At 58.9% G+C, this 17,685-nt stretch carries 8 protein-coding genes and 5 pseudogenes; 8 read left to right on the top strand and 5 right to left on the bottom strand.

All coding sequences use genetic code 11. The features are described from left to right. Nucleotides 1-32: 32 nt before the first annotated feature. Nucleotides 33-568: pseudogene (locus G5S42_RS40370) on the top strand (IS110 family RNA-guided transposase); the annotation flags it as partial. Between the two features lie 284 nt (nucleotides 569-852). Here G5S42_RS40370 and G5S42_RS40365 read toward each other — a convergent pair. Beyond that, nucleotides 853-1,873 (bottom strand): annotated as a pseudogene (locus tag G5S42_RS40365) (IS110 family RNA-guided transposase). Between the two features lie 263 nt (nucleotides 1,874-2,136). Here G5S42_RS40365 and G5S42_RS43905 point away from each other — a divergent pair. Then, nucleotides 2,137-2,286 carry a hypothetical protein gene (locus G5S42_RS43905; protein WP_217710334.1) on the top strand — a complete coding sequence of 50 codons (150 nt, stop codon included), beginning with the start codon at nucleotides 2,137-2,139 and terminating at the stop codon, nucleotides 2,284-2,286. A 394-nt stretch (nucleotides 2,287-2,680) separates the two neighbouring features. Further along, nucleotides 2,681-2,797 (top strand): annotated as a pseudogene (locus G5S42_RS44810) (SET domain-containing protein-lysine N-methyltransferase); the annotation flags it as partial. Between the two features lie 51 nt (nucleotides 2,798-2,848). Here G5S42_RS44810 and G5S42_RS40355 read toward each other — a convergent pair. Beyond that, a complete protein-coding gene (locus tag G5S42_RS40355; protein WP_176112268.1) occupies nucleotides 2,849-3,196 on the bottom strand; it encodes a hypothetical protein in 348 nt (115 codons plus the stop codon). Nucleotides 3,197-3,416: 220 nt separating this feature from the next. Here G5S42_RS40355 and G5S42_RS44805 point away from each other — a divergent pair. The 4 genes and pseudogenes from G5S42_RS44805 (at nucleotide 3,417) to G5S42_RS40330 (ending at nucleotide 11,179) form a co-directional block, all read left to right on the top strand. Beyond that, a pseudogene (locus G5S42_RS44805) lies at nucleotides 3,417-4,670 on the top strand (EAL domain-containing protein). 604 nt (nucleotides 4,671-5,274) lie between these two features. Then, on the top strand, nucleotides 5,275-5,535 hold the full coding sequence (locus G5S42_RS40340; protein WP_176112265.1) for a hypothetical protein: 261 nt from the start codon (nucleotides 5,275-5,277) through the stop codon (nucleotides 5,533-5,535). Between the two features lie 93 nt (nucleotides 5,536-5,628). Further along, complete coding sequence (locus tag G5S42_RS40335; protein ID WP_176112264.1) at nucleotides 5,629-8,772, top strand: acetoacetate--CoA ligase; 3,144 nt, start codon at nucleotides 5,629-5,631, stop codon at nucleotides 8,770-8,772. Between the two features lie 1,126 nt (nucleotides 8,773-9,898). Then, nucleotides 9,899-11,179: a hypothetical protein gene (locus G5S42_RS40330; RefSeq protein ID WP_312883716.1), complete on the top strand. Its 1,281-nt coding sequence runs from the start codon at nucleotides 9,899-9,901 to the stop codon at nucleotides 11,177-11,179. A gap of 159 nt (nucleotides 11,180-11,338) precedes the next feature. Here the strand turns inward: G5S42_RS40330 and rpoD are convergent, their stop codons facing one another. Then, nucleotides 11,339-13,333 carry an RNA polymerase sigma factor RpoD gene (gene rpoD, locus G5S42_RS40325; protein WP_176112262.1) on the bottom strand — a complete coding sequence of 665 codons (1,995 nt, stop codon included), beginning with the start codon at nucleotides 13,331-13,333 and terminating at the stop codon, nucleotides 11,339-11,341. A gap of 380 nt (nucleotides 13,334-13,713) precedes the next feature. On the opposite strand from rpoD, the gene G5S42_RS40320 reads away from it, so the two are divergent. Beyond that, complete coding sequence (locus G5S42_RS40320) at nucleotides 13,714-13,932, top strand: hypothetical protein (protein ID WP_176112261.1); 219 nt, start codon at nucleotides 13,714-13,716, stop codon at nucleotides 13,930-13,932. Between the two features lie 344 nt (nucleotides 13,933-14,276). Here G5S42_RS40320 and G5S42_RS40315 read toward each other — a convergent pair whose 3' ends face one another. Continuing rightward, a complete protein-coding gene (locus G5S42_RS40315; protein ID WP_176112260.1) occupies nucleotides 14,277-15,371 on the bottom strand; it encodes a porin in 1,095 nt (364 codons plus the stop codon). Nucleotides 15,372-17,246: 1,875 nt separating this feature from the next. Next, nucleotides 17,247-17,561 (bottom strand): annotated as a pseudogene (locus G5S42_RS40310) (transposase); the annotation flags it as partial. Between the last annotated feature and the right edge of the window lie 124 nt (nucleotides 17,562-17,685).

Raw genomic sequence — 17,685 nt, 5'->3', positions numbered from 1 at the left:
CCACTGTCAGGTGGGGAGGACCATCCCATTACGATGCAGCGGATGCCAAAGCAATCTGGCTGGCGGTGCAGCAACCTTGCAAGGCAGTCGCGGTCAGACGGAAGACCAGTAGGCAGTGCTGGCCATGCACCGAGTGCGGCAGCAGTTGGTCAAGATCCGCACCATGCAGATCAACGCGCTGCGTGGCTTGCTGACCGAGTACGGCGAGGTTATGGGCGCGAGTCGTGCGGCTTTGGATAAAGGGATGCCTGACGTGCTGGAGAAACTGGCCGACCGATTGCCCGCGATGCTGATTGAGACGTTGCGCGAACGGTACAGCGATCTAACAAAGCTGGATCAACAGATCGACAAGATCGAGCAACGACTCAAGGTGTGGATGAGGCGAGACAAGGGATGCCAGGCCATTGCGGAAATACCGGGCGTTGGGCTACTAACCGCCACGGCAGCAGTCGCCACGATGGGAGACGCCAGGGTATTCCGATCAGGCCGAGAGTTTGCCGCGTATATCGGTTTGGTACCGAAGCAGTCGGGCTCGGGCGGCAAGGTGAACCTGTTAGGCATCAGCAAGTCAGTATGACTCTATATGGACGCCTCCCATTTTGCGAAGGCTTTCGCACGCTGTGACGGATGAGACGGCTGCGCCTTTATATCCGGCCCTTGATGCAGCTTCGATGCTGCAGGCCCCGATGAAATCCGCTGACCCACACCTCATTTCCGTGTCGAGCTCGAGGCTCTCCGTCATACTCAGGTTTGGTGGGTCCCGGTCCAACCTATCTCGTCATCACACGCGATTGCCAGCGCAACCTTTTGACCTACCGTCCTTGTGAATCGTTTCCTCTGATTTGTGCTCCCTTACGCGGGTTTGGAACTGACGTGTTCCCTCTGATATTGCCTGTTGTGGGCGAGAAGCGCCCAGATGGTCCTGGCCAGTTTGTTGGCGAGAGCCACGATTACCACGTTGAACGGGCGGCGTTTGGCGAGCTGCTCTATCCATGCGCCAGCCTTTTCTGGATGTCGCAGAACACTGCGCGCGCCGTGGATGAGTAGCGTGCGTAAATCGGTATCACCTCGCCGGCTGATCCCCAGCAACTGCACCTTTCCGCCGGAACCGGTCTGTTTCGGTACCAAGCCGATCCAGGCTGCAAATTCTTGGCTGGAGCGAAAGGCTGTCGCATCGCCCATCGTGGCGACCGCCGCGGTAGCGGTCCACAAGCCAACGCCAGGCACGGCGGCGATCGTCTTGCAGGCCTGATCCTCTCTCATCCAGATGCGCAGGCGTTGCTCGATCTCAGCAATCTGCCTGTCGAGCACCGTCAGGCTGTTCCACTGCGCACGCAATGTATCGATCAGCATGGCAGGCAGACGCTCCGATAGTTTCGCAAGAACGCCGGGTATCGCCTTGTCAAGCACTTCCCGACTGCGGCCCATGACTTCACCGTACTCGGCAAGCAGACCACGCAGGCTGTTAATCTGCATCGTGCGGAACTTGACCAACTGCTGCCGCATGCGGTGGAGTGCGAGGACTGCCTGTTGTGCCATCCGATTTGATGGCCACTGCCTTGCTGGGAATCTGCGTGGCCATCCAGATGGCGCGCGCATCGGCCGGATCACTCTTGTTGCCGATGTTGAAGGCCTTGACGAACTTCGGGGGCATCAACTTCACCTGATGCCCCAACTTCATCAGTTGCCGCGCCCAATGGTGCGCACCGCCACATGCTTCCATTCCGATCAGGCAAGTGGGGCGGTTTGCGAAGTATTCGAGAAACCGGTCCCGCCTGATTGCTTTGTTGATGACTTCACCACTCTTCGGGTCTACCCAGTGGACCTGAATGACGCTTTTGGCAATGTCGACACCTACGGGGATGGGGTTCATGGCTGTTCACCTCCGGTTCGCTCTGAAGACCTTAATAATCCTCGGTTTCGAACACGTTGAAGCTCCTCGTGTACGAGCGGGGTCACCGCTCGCGTGCGGGAGGCGTCCATTCCATTTCCGTTTGGCAAGGCTGGCCGCCGCGCGGTTGTAAGCGCGGGTTAGCATTGCTGCCAGAGCCGCATTGAGCGTGGACGGAACCGCCGCTCAACTGTTCATTCCGGCGCGGAGGCCAGCGCGCAAGCATCTGGCGACGCTTCTGGCACGTGACCTTGCCGCTGATTTCGCCGGGTGTCTTCGCCGGCGCGCTGTTCTCGGTGCTGATTTCGCTCGACAACCTCGGCGTGCCCTACTTTCTCGGCAGCGCCAACACAACGACGCAGCCTGTCGTCATGCTGTCGTATTTGCAAAACTAGTTCGATCCTTCCATCGCCGCGATCAGTACGTGCAGATGCTGATAGCAATCGTGTTTCTCCTGGCGGTCGAGAAGATCTACGGCTTACGGTCGATGAACCGCTAGGCGTGCGCGCAGTGGCGTGCGACCTTCTCGTTGCTTCGGCCGCCCGACCTGAGCAATCAGGCCTCGCTAACTGGTGCTAACCACGTGCATCCCGGCGCGACTGCAACCCGGCTTGGTGATCTTTTTGTCAGCTGGGTCTTGCGGCGAAGCCCGAACATGGTGGTATGGCGGTCTTGACCGTTAGTTGCACTATTGCCAGGAAAGACAATGAATGAAAATGGGGAAAGCGATGTGCTTCCGCGCGCCACCAATCGCCCTGACTGACCGACGCACCCGATGGAGGCGACATCATGCGATTGCGCCGCATCCCCACGCGACGTTCTCCCATGCATGGCAGAGGACTGTTCGCGCTGCAACCGATCGCCGCGAGCTACAGGGTCATCGAGTACAAGGGGGAATTGACCAGTTGTTGGATGGAAAACGACCCTTCCAAGAACAAGGCTGCACGATGCGCAAGATCAACAACCTGACGGACGCCAGTACCCTGTGTTGCAGTGGACCTCGTGCAGCCCCAGCGAATAGTCACTGGCATGGCCGCAGTCGAAGCCGAAGAACCACAGGGCGGGCCATGACGTGAGCCTACCCGCGAAGCTCAGGCCACCATGCGCAGTAAGGAGCATCGCGAGCGGTGCGTGCGACTCGGGTATCTCGTTCCCGGCGTCGCTGAACATCGAGAGGAAGAAATTCACGATGCCCTGTTCGTCGGGGACGACGTGACCATCGCGCCATGAGTCGGCGAACGGCACCAGATCGAGACGATCGACGCCGTAGAGAACATGATCGGCGGGTACACCGACATAGCGCACCCGCCTGCAACCTTACGCTTCAAACGTGGGCCTCACCCGAATAGCGGCAAAACAGGGGTTGACGGGAACAATGACCCCATTTGGTGGTTGATGCTGGCCTTGTGGCCAGAGAACTGACTTTAGCGAACGTCAACTTCAACGTCGACAGTGATGCCACGTTGCCGTTGGTTGTACTCAGGCCGGCGGACAGCGAGTTGCCCCCGCTCTGTGCGGTACAGTGATGAAATGGGTTATAGTCAGACAAATCAACGGTCGGAAGCCACCCGTGAACCGTACTCATGTCTGGTCGTGCCCCGCTGCGGGCCGGCTTTCGGTGGAGCGCTCCTGGGTCGGCGCACTGAACGTTCACTTTCACTTCGCGGAGTGTGCGGCGGACGCGGCCTTTCTCGTCTCCGAAAAAGGTGCAATTGAGTACGCCAGCGCAGGAGCATTTGCAATGATGGCGCCCGGCGCCCTCGCACGGGGGCGCGACGTCGTGTCGCTCGTCGAGGTCAGCAGCGCGCCCCGCTTCCGGGACGCGATTCGCCGCGCCCGCACGGGCCAACTGGCGGAAATGATGGTGGTGTTCCGCGCGAAAAATGGCGGCAGGGTGCCGTTTCAGGCGAAGGTGTTTCGGGCCGTCGACTCGCACAAACTTTGGATAGTCGGGCTTGACCTCTCGAAAACGGACAAGCTGGCTAAGTACGAGCCGCAGGGCGCGGTGGCCGAGCAGGAAGTCTTGACGGCGGCGTACCGGAACGGCGAGTTCATGGTGTACTACCAACCCTTGGTGAGCCCCGACGGCGAGCTTAAGGGTTGCGAGGCGCTAATGCAGTGGCGGCAGCCCAGCGGCACCTTTGTTTCGCCGGTAGACTTCGTTCCAGTGGCTGAGCGCAGTGGCTTTTTCATTGAGCTGGGTGCGTTCACGTTACGCGAAGCACTCGCGCAGTTGCAGCAATTCAAAAAGGCAGGGCTGGACAAACTCTTCATGAGCGTGAACGTCAGCCCACGCCAGCTCGAGCACGATGATTTCGAAGACATCCTCGCGCGCGCTCGCCGAAACGGGTGTGCATCCCGGGCGGCTCTCACTGGAATTGACTGAAGGCGCGATGGTGCTAGATGTCGAGGAGACCCGGCGATTCTGCACCGGATTGTGGCCACGGGGGTTCGCATCTCGTTGGATGACTGCGGCACCGGCTTTGCGAACATGACCTACCTGACGTCCTTCCCAATATCGACGGTCAAGCTGGACCGTTCGTTCGTCCAGGCAATTGAGGTCGACCAGACTTCGCGAGTCGTGGTCAAAGCGTTGGTCGGAGCGGCCAAGACACTCAACCTTCGTCTGGTTGCTGAAGGCGTTGAGACCGCCTCGGTGGCGCACGCTTTGAAGGACATGGGCATCGACTACTTGCAGGGCTACCTCTATGGCAAAGCCATGCCCGCAGCGGCCCTCATTGCTCGCTTCAGAGCACTGGCGTCTCGCATTCAGTCGTGAATCGGGCACAGCGGCAGTTAATTTAGTCCTTGAGGTAGCTGGCTAAATTCCTCCTTGGCCTTGGTGAAAGCCCGCGCTCTTCGTCACTCTGGCAAGCTCCACCCTGTCGATGTCTGCGCGAACATGTAGTTGACTTTGATGTCACTAACACCTCAGGAACTCTTCGTGGGTCAGGCCAAAGTCAATAACGTAACGACCTAATATATTAGCAACAGTTCAAATATTATTCCAACGCGACCATAATCGGTCTTCCTCACTGCAACGACGCATTGGATGCATCCATTGTTTCATTAAGTCAAAGTTTAGACCCGTACCGTCCGGTAAAATGCAAGGTGATGGATAACGAATTTTTACCTGCGGTAGTTTAGGTTAATCCAAGGATCTCGTCGGTGGATAATACAGATTCGTTTGCTGACAGATTTGGCGAGCACGCTCGACCTCGCGTACTGGAAGCGGCGCAAGCGCCGAAAATTGAATTGGACAAGACTCGTCGCGTGCTTGAGCCAGTTGTGTCACCGCTTCATCTCCCGTTGACACCCGCTTACACCGCGTCCCAATCGGGAGGATGGTCATACAGCGCTATCTTTGGGCAATTGAGACGCCTTTGGATTGGCCTCGCCGCCTCCCGGTGATCGTCACCTTCTATGAGCCGCGGCATCCGGGCCTCCATGCTAAAGGGATCAATTGGGTTCAGATGGTCGGCGCATTTTCCCGCGTGCTTGCCCGTTTGAGAGCGTACGGGAAGATTGATCTGAAGCAACACGTACGCGAAAAGCGTTGGCAAATTTACCTTTTAGCACCGTTCTCCGGCGTGCCAGGTTACAGTGCTTTTATCAAGGTTCAGGTGCCCAATAAACGCTTCTAAAAGTACGTTTTCGCAAATAGAAAAAGAAGGCGGCTCAATAGCATTAATTTGACTATAAACGGGCATCTTAAATCCATTTGCATGGGAGGAAATATGGATCGCCTGCAATTGCCCTGTGCGTCGCCTTACCCCGGTGCAATCCCGGAACGCGCCCCCATTTTCACCAATACCCCCGAGTGCGCCGCCACTTCTCAAATGACCGCGTTCACCGCGGCCTTGCAGGCGCACACGGGCCAGATCTTCGACAGCTACGAAACGCTGCACGATTTCTCGGTACGGGCATATCGAACGTTCTGGCAAGTCTTCGTGCAATGGTCTGAAGGTCTTGACTGGTCCGGCAGTCTCAAACCCGTGTGCGTCGGCGACGAATGCGAGCACGCACAGTTCTTCCCGGAACTCGAACTGAATTACGCCGACAACCTCTTGAGCTTGTCGGTAGCAAGGGCCGAGGCACCTGCGCTGACAGCCTGTCACGCCGATGGCCGGCGAGTACATCTGACTCGCGGTGAGCTGCGCGATCGCGTATCGCGTCTCGCGCATGCACTCACGGAATTGGGACTGCGCCAGGGGGATCGCGTAGTGTGTGTGATGCGCAACGACGCTGAAGCGGTCGTCACTGCGCTGGCGGTCACCGCGCTCGGTGCAACGCTGTCGACGGCTGCACCGGAGATGGGTGTCGAGACGCTCCTCGATCGTTTCACACCGCTCTCGCCGCGCCTGCTGTTCGCGCACGCAGCGGCGCAGACTTTCGACACGGGCGTACCGGTCGCGACCAAGATCGGCGAGCTGGCGGCTGCTTTGCCGTCGCTGGAATGTATTGTCCGTCTCGACGACGGCGCCCTACCAGATGCGGTCAAGCAACGAATCTATTCGCTCGATGAACTGGTCGAGCACAGCGACGCCGCATCGTTCGAATGGCGGCGCTTCCCGTTTAACCACCCGCTTTTTGTCATGTTCTCGTCGGGCACCACCGGCAAGCCCAAGTGCATCGTGCACGGTGCGGGCGGCACTTTGCTGGAACACCTGAAGGAGCATCGGCTGCATAGCGATCTGCGGGCCGGCGACCGGATGTACTTCCATACCACCTGCGCATGGATGATGTGGAACTGGCAGTTGTCGGCGCTTGCGTCCGGCGTCGAAATCGTCACCTATGATGGCCCGATCTCGACGGTCGATACGCTATGGCGCCTTGTTGCCGACGAGCGCGCCACGGTGTTCGGCACAAGCCCCGCTTATCTGAAGATGAGCGAAGACGCTGGGCTGATGCCAGGGCGGCAGTTCAATCTAAGCGCCCTGCGCGCGATGATGTCGACGGCCGCAGTACTGTTCGACCCACAGTTCACTTGGGTGCGTGATCACGTGAAGCCGCTGCCTTTGCAGTCGATTTCGGGCGGCACGGACATCATCGGCTGCTTTGTGCTAGGCAATCCCAACCTGCCGGTCTACGCAGGCGAAGCCCAATGCAAGAGTCTTGCGCTTGACGTTCAGGCCCGCTCGCAGGGCGAGTCCGTCGACGGGATCGGCGAACTGGTGTGCGCAAACCCGTTTCCGTCACGTCCACTCGGCTTCTTCGGCGACACGGACGGCACCCTCTTTCACGCCGCCTATTTCGCGAGCAATCCGGGCGTCTGGACTCACGGCGATCTGATCGAGTTTTCGCCGCAAGGCACTGCGAGACTGCATGGCCGCACCGATGGCGTCCTGAACGTGCGCGGCGTCAACGTCGGGCCGGTCGAGATCTATCGCGTACTGGATGACATCGAGGAAATCCGCGACGCGATGGTCGTTCAGCAGTCGTTGCGCAATATGACGGCTGGCTCTTCGAACGCAGCCCCAACGGATCAGCGTACGGTGTTGATGCTCGTGCTGCGCGAAGGCTTCGAGCTGAACGCAGCGCTGGCCGCCCGTGTGCGCCGCGACCTTGCACGTCGCACATCTCCGGCGCACGTGCCCGACCGCATCATCGCCGTCGATGCGTTGCCGGTTACGCACAATGGCAAGCCGTCGGAAGCGGCCGCACGCAACGCGATCAGCGGCCTGCCGGTGCGCAACACGGCGGCGCTGCGCAATCCCGAGTGTCTGGACGCGATTCGGCGTCACCCGGCGCTGAACTCGGCAACGCGCGAACTGGCGCCGGTGGGCCAGTCCCGGGAGGATCTCGAACGGCACTTGCAGTCGCAGTGGGAAAGACTGTTCGACATAGCTCCGATCGGTCGCGACGACAACTTCTTCCAACTAGGTGGCAATTCGTTGCTGGCGGCGAGATTACTTGCCAGTGTGAATGAGTCGACGGGGCGCACGCTGCCGCTCGCGACACTATTCATCGCACCGACCATTGCGCGCCTCGCCGCGGCAATCGACGAGCCCGGAGTGCCGCAATCTTCGCCGACGGTCGTACCGATACGAGCTGGCACGGGTACACCGCTCTTCCTGGTACACGGGGTGAGCGGCACCGTCATGGAATGCTCGGCGCTCATCGCGGCGATGCAGACGCCGCGCCCGATGTTCGGGCTGCAGGCACGAGGCCTCGACGGCGAGCAGCCGGCACAACGGCGCGTTCACGACATCGCGGCCAGCTACATCGGACAGATGCGCAGCGTGCAACCGACGGGACCCTACGCGGTGGCGGGCTACTCGTTCGGCGGATTGATTGCGGTCGAGATTGCGCAACAGCTAAGCCGCGCCGGCGAGCAAATGGAATTGCTGTGCCTGATCGATACCTATGCGCACGAGCGTTGCCTCCCGTGGCGGGCCTGGCTGCGGCACAACCGTGACTTCCTGGGCTGGCACTGGCGCAGGCTGCGCGCCGTCCCCAAGGCGCAACTTACGCACTACGTGAAGGACAGACTCGCGAATGTCGTAGATTATTTGCGCATGCGCAATGGACGCATGGCACACCGCCCAAACAGCCACAACGCGATGATGCCGCCGGCACTACGGACGGTGCGCGAGACGTTACGGGTAGCGATGACGACGTATCGGCCAAGGCCCTATCACGCTGGACCGATCGTCTATGTGCACGCGACGTCCACGCTGTCTTACCGTAATAATCAGTTGACGCTGTGGCAGCACGTCGCTCGCGGCGGGCTGGATGTCGTCGATGTGTCTTGCGACCACTTCGAGATGATCGCCGAGCCGAATGTGCAGGTCGTGGCTGCGGCGTTGGATCGGCGCCTGACCAGCAGCGACAAATCGCGATCCGGGTTTCCTGCGTTCGGAGGCGTCGCGTGCGCCTAGGCGATCGCTGGTCGCCCTCCGCCGCGTGGCAGAGCGCGACCAGCACCAACCGTTTTCATCCGCGTTAACCAGATACCGGAAAGAGCGCTGCCTACGCTGTTTGATCCGATGACACGAGCGATCCCTCACAATCTGGCGGGGACTGCGGCAGGCATGGGCCTTGGCCTCTACACTGCCGCTGCATTGCCAAGGCCCATCCCGGAACAATAGGTGTTAAATCAACCGGGCACGGGACGAGTTTCAGCGTCTGTATCCCGAGTTCGCTTTCGATTTCAGGTTAGCCTGTTTATCGCCAGGCGCTTGAGGACAGCTCGGCGGACGGATGACCACCCCTCATGCGAAAGTAGCCATCGTGGTGACACGAGTTCGGACGGCGGTTGGGGGTAAGTAATCTCGCGCTTCCGGGCCGACTGTTGGATCGGGTGTTGGATGGAAACCCCGGAATATTTCCGAAATCCCTGAAAATACCCACCCACCAAGGTTCGAGACCGGAGCCCGTCTTTGCAGCAGCGAAGCCATCGAAACGGGCGACCGGGTGTTCATTCACGCTCGCGTCCATATCGAACCGGCGGCGAGCTTCTTATCGACTACGCTCTATCAGTCGACGAGGCGGCGGCCGACGACACCCAGATGCTGTACGCAATGTCATTGCGGCGCGTCGGGATGCCGTCGAACTATGCTGGGCAGCAATGCTGCGTCGGCATGTCCTGCTGCAACGCAGACAGTCCGATGCGCGAATTCTCCGGCGTCTGATACAGACACAGTGCGCGCCGATATCTGAACATCGCGCCTTGGCGGCATAGATGGGTGCCCGATTGCGATCGTTTTCGCATTGCAGATCGATGGGCGGCCACGGCCAAGGTAGATTCGTTGAACCCACCCATGCTCATCGTTGCGGTCCCGAAGCTCGCTTCCGGCTCGTATACCGTCCCTATATCGGCAGGCTGGCGCATCCGATGCGAACATTGCCTCTCGTCTATAATTCACGAGCCAAAACATCAACGATCGCACGGAGCCACATTTTATGGATCAACCCCGCGGACGATTTGCGGGACCTCGGGACAGCGGACAACGCCAACCTCGCCACGCGAAAAAGTCTCCATCCAACCGGCCGGGACAACCATACGTGAAGGCGCCTCCTCGAGACCCCACTCAGACTGCGTCGATCTTCAAAACACGGTCGTTCCAGTTTCTCGTCGATGCGGTGGGTGCAGAGAATATCGCGCTCGGACTCGACTCGAACATGACGCGAGTTGCTGAATTGATGAAGGGTGAAAGATTCACGCCCGAGACCGCTTTTCATATGGAAACCACGCTTGGACTGCCGCATGGTTTCTTTGACCAGCCCCATCCTGCCCTCGCGCCCGAAACCATCGCCCGTCTGAAGTCACCGCTCGACTTTATCAAAACAGACAGCGAGCCCGAGGTTGCGTCTCAAACGCGCATACCGGCTTCCGCCCCGAACGGCGGCCAACAATCCATTCTTGCAGACAACCTGTCCGAGGAAACGAAAATGCCAAAGAAAGCAACGGGCGGGTCGCCGGCGACCGTCAAAAAGAGTCGAGGCCAGTTGACCAGACCGACAGGCGCCCATGCGGCAGGAAAACGTTCATCATCGAAACCCAGAGCCTCTTCTCAAGCGACCCGGCAGCAACCGCTGGCGTTAGACGACAGCGCCACGCTTGAAAACATTCGACGGCAGAACCTCCACGTCCTCACGGGTCGCAACGGCTCCAAGGCGCGCCTTGGTGTCGTCATGTCGATGACTAAGTCCAATACCGTCCATCGGCTATATGGCAAGAAGCGCATGGACGATGCCGAGGCGAACCGTTTCACGGAGCGTCTTGGTTTGCCGACTGGCTGGCTGGACACACCGCGCTCGGAAATGGAAATTCCCGAGTCGGTGTTACGTTTGCTGACCCCTGCTTCGCGTAGTCGGGGATCCGTTGCACAACAGGAGTCGGTCGAGCCGGCGACGAAGAAAGGTGCGCCAGGCAAACCCGCATATCCAAAGGCGCACACGCGGCGCGCGCGGACGGGCGTCCCGGTCGAGCCGGAAAATGTCTCGCCAGCTTCAGCGGACGTCGCAGATGAGAATACGGCAATGGTCGTCGGCCCGCCTGATCATATAAGCAATGCGCATGCCGAGGCCGCCGGTCGCTCTTCTGAAGGAAATGACGGCGAGCTGCCTACAGTCATATCGGCAACCCCTGAGGCACTTGAGCCCGCCGCAATCTCCCAGCAAAACCTCGTCCCACTCCCCGCTTCGGTCACCAGTCTGGAAAATCTCCACGGCATCGCGCCAATCGCGGAAGCATTGATCAAGACGTTGGCAGGAAAGGCGCGCACAGGACGGCTGGACGAATTGGAGGCTCTGGAACTTTTGCAGCAGGCAGTCCTGTTGTGAGTCGGCGCTAGCGGACGATGACACACTGTCCCGCGGAGCCCGACGCGCATCGGGCCCGCCCTGACCCAGAGGTATCGGACCGCAACTATCCGGTCGACAACTGACTGCTCACGCCCCCCCTTCGAAACGGCACAAGCCTCCAATACACGCGTCAGCGCCTTAATGGTCGAGAAATGGTCGTAGCTTGGCGGTGCGGTTCGGATGCGTCAGTTTTCGCATCGCCTTGCTTTCGATCTGCCGGATCCGTTCGCGTGTCAAGTCAAACTGTTTGCCCAGTTCCTCAAGCGTACAGTCAAATGCGGTATCGATCCCGAAACGCATCCGCAAGACCTTCGCTTCACGCGGCGACAATGCGTCGAGCGCCGTATTGATCGCGGCGCGCAGATTCGCCTGCACGGCCGCATCGGCGGGCGACGTCGCCGTCGGATCTTCGATCATATCGCCAAGTGTCGCATCAGCATCGTCACCCACTGGCGTCTCAAGCGATAAGGGCTGCCTTCCAATCTTCAACATGGCGCGAACCTTCTCTTCCGGTAATTCCATGCGCTGCGCCAACACCGCAGGATGAGCCTCGCGTCCGGTTTGTTGCAGGATCTCGCGGGAAATCCGGTTCAGCTTGTTGATCGACTCCATCATGTGAACAGGAATCCGGATCGTGCGAGCCTGATCCGCAAGCGAACGCGTGACTGCCTGCCGCACCCACCAGGTCGCATAAGTTGAAAATTTCCAGCCGCGTCGGTATTCGAATTTGTCGACGGCTTTCATCAGGCCGATATTTCCTTCCTGGATGAGATCCAGGAGGTGCATGCCGCGGTTCACATATTTTTTCGCAATGGAGATCACGAGGCGCAGGTTGGCCTCGATCATCTCGCGCTTTGCCTGCCGCATCTTCGACTCCGCCGCCATCATCTGCCGGTTGATTTTCTTCAGCTGCTGCAACGGCAGTCCGACCTTCGTTTCGATATCGAGAAGCTTCCGCTGTTCAGCCTGAATCGCCGGCAGACTACGTTCGAGGGCGGCGCCGTACTCGCGCGACGCCGCCGCCGTCCTTTCAGTCCACGCGAGATCAGTTTCGCGTCCCGGAAACGACTTGACGAACTTCTCGCGCGGCATGCCGCATCGGTCAACAGCAATTTGCAGAATATGGCGCTCGACTGCGCGCACCTGTGCGACCTGTTGTTGCACATCGTTACATAGCCGATCGATGGTCCGCGCCGTGAAGCGAATGGGTGCCAACTCGCGCTGGATCGCTTCACGCAGGTCCGCGCCAGCTACCCGCCCCATACCCTGCACAGCATGGGAACCAGAAATCTGCTCGAACAGCTCGCGCACCCGGGCAAAAATAACGAGGCTGTCGCTCGTGAGCTGTTTCAGGCGCGCTTCGTTCGCCCTCGCCGTGTCCCGGTCTTCAATCTCGCTGTGCTCATCGCCGTCGTCGTCGTCATCGTCAGCTGTGGCCTGCTCGGTGTGCGGCGCTTCAGCGAAATCCGTCGACGACTGTTCGACCGATTCGGTTTCCTCATTGATACCGTCAACCAGTTCGTCGATGCGCAGTTCACCGGCTTCAATCTGCTTCGCGCTCAGAAGGATCGCGGAGACGGTAACCGGGCACGCAGCAATCGTCCGGATCATTTCCTGGAGGCCGCCTTCGATTCGCTTCGCAATCTCGATCTCACCCGCGCGAGTCAACAATCCGGTCGCGCCCATTTCACGCATATACATGCGGAAGGGATCGGTCGTACGCCCGAATTCCGAATCGACGGTGGAAAGCGCCACTTCCGCCTCCTCGTCGGCCTGGTCATCCAACATGGTTGCCGGCGCCGCATCGTTCATAAGCAGCACCTCCGCTGAAGGCGCCTGTTCGTAGACCGCGACGCCCATGTCATTGAAGGTGCTGACAATGGTTTCAATGGCAGCGGTCTGCGCGAAGTTGTCCGGCAGGTGATCGTTGATTTCGGCATGAGTCAGGTAGCCGCGCTTCTTGCCGAGCTGAATGAGTGCGCGCATCTGACGCTGCTGCTCTTCGTCCGGCGACACTGTATCCACCGGCAGCAGGCCTGCGGTTGCCTTGCTCTTCGATGCGCGCCGGGCCGACGCTTTCGGCGCTGATGCAGCTGTATCTGGACCTGAATTGCACGGATCAACCTTTGCCATACATTCTCCTGAATGGGTTTGCCCGGCGATCGCGAAACCAGCGGTTGCCGGCTGCGGGGCAGGCACGAGATGAAGGATCGCAACGGGCAATGAACACGGCCCGCAGAACCAGCGTGCGATAGGGAAGCGCAAAACGTGGCGCGCGAGGAGGAAAGGCTAGCAATGTAACACCATTTGCTGCACTGCACCAATCCCGCGAATTGTTCGGCTGACACGGACCGCGATCAAATGAGGAGCCGGCGGACCTGCCTGAGGTAGGCGAATGCCGGAAAGCGCGCGATCGAGCACCACGGGCATCTCCCGGTTGCCCCGCGTATGACTTACCCGGCGCTTCGATTATGATATCCATCCGACGATCTTGAGCATCTGCGGAACTGGCGATGAAGCCGATCAAATTGCGAGTATCGCGCGACGAAGCGGGCAACCTGCTGGACGATTTGACTGCATGGGCGAGCACCAGCGGCATTGACCCAGGGCTTTCCACCTTCAGTACGCCCCCTACCTTGTCGAGCACGAATTCGCCCGTTGTCTATCATGTCTATGTGGGCGAGAGCTTTTTCGAGCAGTTCCCGGAGTGGCGCATGTTCATCGAGCAGTAACCGGCCACCCCGGCTATGCAAAACCGGCGACAACGCCCAAAGATTTAGAGACAACTGCGTGTCAGTCGCAATTTTTTCAATTCATTTGACGAGAGCGGCCAGCAAAAGGGGGAACACCGCAGCGGCGTTTGCGCCGCGCTTCGATATCGGCAGCGGCCGGCCGTTCAACACGGAAGTCGATGCCTTGACGGGCGAATTCAGCGCGGCGCGCCGAGTCGTTGACCGCATATGCAGCGTCCGTTCTATCCGGCAAGCGACCGGTTCAGCTCAAAACGAACAACTGGTTGCGGAGTAGCGTCGTGTGCTGCGCGCTTCGCGGCGTCGTAAGCCGACATCATCCAGCCCTAGAAGCGGTGCCGGATGCCCGTGCCAACGAGCAACTGGTTTTGACTGCTTGACGGATCGTTGATGTTGATCACGGCAGGCGCGCCCGATGACGCGTGCTGATAGATCGTCTCCGCGTACACGTCCGTACGCTTCGACAGCTGATAGACGGCCTGCAGCGCGCCCTGGTGCCAATGCGCCGAAGAAGCGTCGGAGAACACGTACATACCCGCTAGCGAGAGGGCGGGCGAAGCTTGCCAGACCGCGCTGATCTCGTAGTTACTGAACCCGATCGACGGCAAAACGCTGCCGCTGTCCGCATCGGCAACGCCTGTGTAGATCGAACGCGACCACGCCCCTGCCAGAGTCACATCGCCGAGCGCATAACTCGCGCCGGCGGCGACCGCATCCTGCTTTTGCACACTGGCGTCGATCACTGCCTGACCGCTGCCGGGCAATGCCGATGGCGAGTAGGCACCGACCTCGTTGAGGCCGCGTCCGTTGTTGTGCATCCATGCGACACCGGCATTGAATGGGCCATTGCCGTAGTTCGCAGCAATGCTGTATGCGCGGTTCTGCGCGAACCGGCCTGCAGTGTTGGAGAATGCATACATGCCGCCGAAGCTGAACCCGTTCAGAGAGGCGCTTGCATATTTGACGGAGTTCGCGGCGAGGTAGGAGTTGTTGGCATTGTCGTTGTCAAACGGATGCGCGAACGCGGTACCGCCGGTTCCCCCTGTCAGCGTGAACGGCGCGAAATAGTCGTGAATCAGGTCGTATTGGTGGCCGAGGGTCAGCGTACCGAGGGTCTCGGATTGAAGTCCCACGTACATCGGACGATCGTTGAATCCTTCGCCCGAGGTCACCGAGTAGCCACGCTCCATGCGAAAAAGTGCTCGGGCTCCGCCGCCCAGATCTTCGGTACCTTGCAAGCCCCAGAAACTGCCATCTATCAATCCCGACGTCGCGCGATATTGCGCATGTCCATCCACGTTGCTGACGTAGGCGAGGCCCGCATCGAGTGCACCGTATAACGTGACGCTTTGGGCTGAGCAGGTAGAACTGAGGGGCGCTAGCAATGCGCCGGCCACCGAGCAGTAGTGAAGTTGGTTCATGATCAAAAAGAAGGGGTATTGGGGCGGAAAATGCCGAACGCACCAATGCGAAGGCACACGGGTGCCACGCGAGATTGCCGGTAAAATGCCGACGGATCGAAGCTAGTCAGATCGGCAGATCGATTGACGGCGGGATCCGGATGATGTTGCCAGCCGCAAAGGCTGGCGCCAGGAGGTGACTGTGACGTTCATGTGCGGCTCCATGGGGTTTCGCACCCCGGTTTGTCCGATACAGGAACGAAAAGAGATCTGACTCCTGCCACAGGCAGGAGAATGCCAGGACAGACACAGTGGCGCGACCGCGCTGCCTCCCTTTTCGTTCGATGGAAAAATGTAGTTATCATTTGGTCACTAACGGCGATGCACACTGTCGACGGAACAACAGAAGAATCGCGGGATCCCAAGTTTCGTTGATCGTAGGGCCTGCCGCTGGATATGACAATCAGGCACTGACTAGCGAGGATTCCCTGCGCTCCAACGGAACGGCCGATGAGCCGCTGTGATGTGCCGCGGCAGCAGTTGAGAACCACTATTCCACTCGAATATCCCTACCTTTGCAACGCAGGCTACTCGATCGGCAGTTGAGGGGTGAGATCGTGTGGAAACTCCCTTTTTCACGGTTAATGCTGGACAGCAACTGGCCGGCTCTTCGTCATTGCCTGCATTCCTCTATGTTGCAAAATGCCATGTCGATATACATCACAAAAACGCGCAGTAAGACATTCAATGCTACGTTTTTCTGCGGAAAGTGACCACTGCTTAGGTGATAACAATGTCCTATTTTTTGAATAGGCTGCATTTTCTGATCCCCAATAAACCGCTGTCGTACGTTATACCTCAATAGCAGGGGCGATATCAAATAAAGACAATTTATGCCCACAGGAAAATCTTTGATGGGAATCTCAAGTCCCCCGACTTCACAAGCGTTATGAATGGTATGCGGGAGCCCTGTAGTAGGGGCCGTGTTCCGCCACCCCGGAAGCATCGCGAAGAGGTGCCTGAGCAATTCAGACAGCCGGATACTGGGAGCGGCAGGAGGCCTAAGCCAGCATTAGTGCAGGCAAAGGAACCTCGAAGATCATGAAAAAGGACCGCCAAGACTGCAAAGACGTGGATAGGGGACGTACGGATACCTTTGGTTTTCCTCATGCCTCGAACGACAAGCTCCCGCCGCGACCCCTCAGCACCGACCTCCATGATGAGCAGCATCGGCATCAATATATTTGATACCCATTCCTTCTAGTGATTGCGTAGAGAATTTCGTACGATACGTAACCTGCGGCGGCCAGTGCGGCGAGGGCAAATAAATTACGGTGTATTAACGTGTTCCGATATGGAGTGTCTATGAAAAATATGAAGCGAGTGCTATGTGGTGGCCTGCTGTCCGTTGCTCTAATGGGGGTGGCGGCGCAGGCTACCGAGGTTCCGATCCAAATGTACTCAATTCCAAGTCCTGCGGACCCTTTCGATACTTCTACCTACTACTGCGGGCCCGGCGGGGAAGATGGGCATGGGAGTCACGCGGCGGAGCAAAGCGACTGGTCATTGAGCTTCGCATAATGCCTACGAGAAACTAGGCAATGACAAAATGAAATCCCACATTCATCAGCGGCGCGAGGTGAAATGTGACATTGGCCGATGTCCGAGGCGAAGGTGCGCTGGCCAAACTGACTCACCAAGTCGATGTTTATCTTAGCGAGATTACTGAGGCTGGAGCAAGCAGTCCTCGGCGGACGTGTTCTGCACGACCCGCGCATCTACGCAGTGCTTCTATCAAGTTGGCTCATAACAATTCGCGGAATGTTGAACATTCAGGCTTCCGGTGGAAATCGGGGTGTAGGAATTGCAGGGACTTACTGGCAAGTTTCTGGTTCCTCGAGGATTACCGGGGAACGCAGCGCGGATTTTGAGGAAGAGATATTTCTCGTCGCGGTACCCGTAAGCGCGACGTTTAATGACCTTGATGGTGTTGTTGATGTCCTCGACGACGCTGGTATTGAACGGACGCCGGCAACGGGCCGCCAAGCCCGGCTAATAGCCTTGCAGACGCTGGGCGAACAATGTCAGAGCGGCAATCCCGCTTTGCCGGGCTTGCTTGAACCACTGCTCGTAGGCCTTTTGTGCCGAGGCGGGTTTGCGGCAGAAGCACAGCCGTTTCAGTTCGTCGCCCAGCGCGTAGACGCATAACAGCGCCGGGCCTCAGGACCTTTGATTTTTTGAATCTTTTCGGACGCAACCGCCATTTTTTGCACCAAAGGTACGTTTCCCCCGAACGGGTGCTGGAGCGCTGTGCCTACCTTCGTCGTCAAGGTAA

It is taken from the genome of Paraburkholderia youngii, assembly GCF_013366925.1.
Classification (GTDB): Bacteria; Pseudomonadota; Gammaproteobacteria; order Burkholderiales; family Burkholderiaceae; genus Paraburkholderia; species Paraburkholderia youngii.
This window is presented reverse-complemented; position numbering and strand designations above follow the sequence as displayed.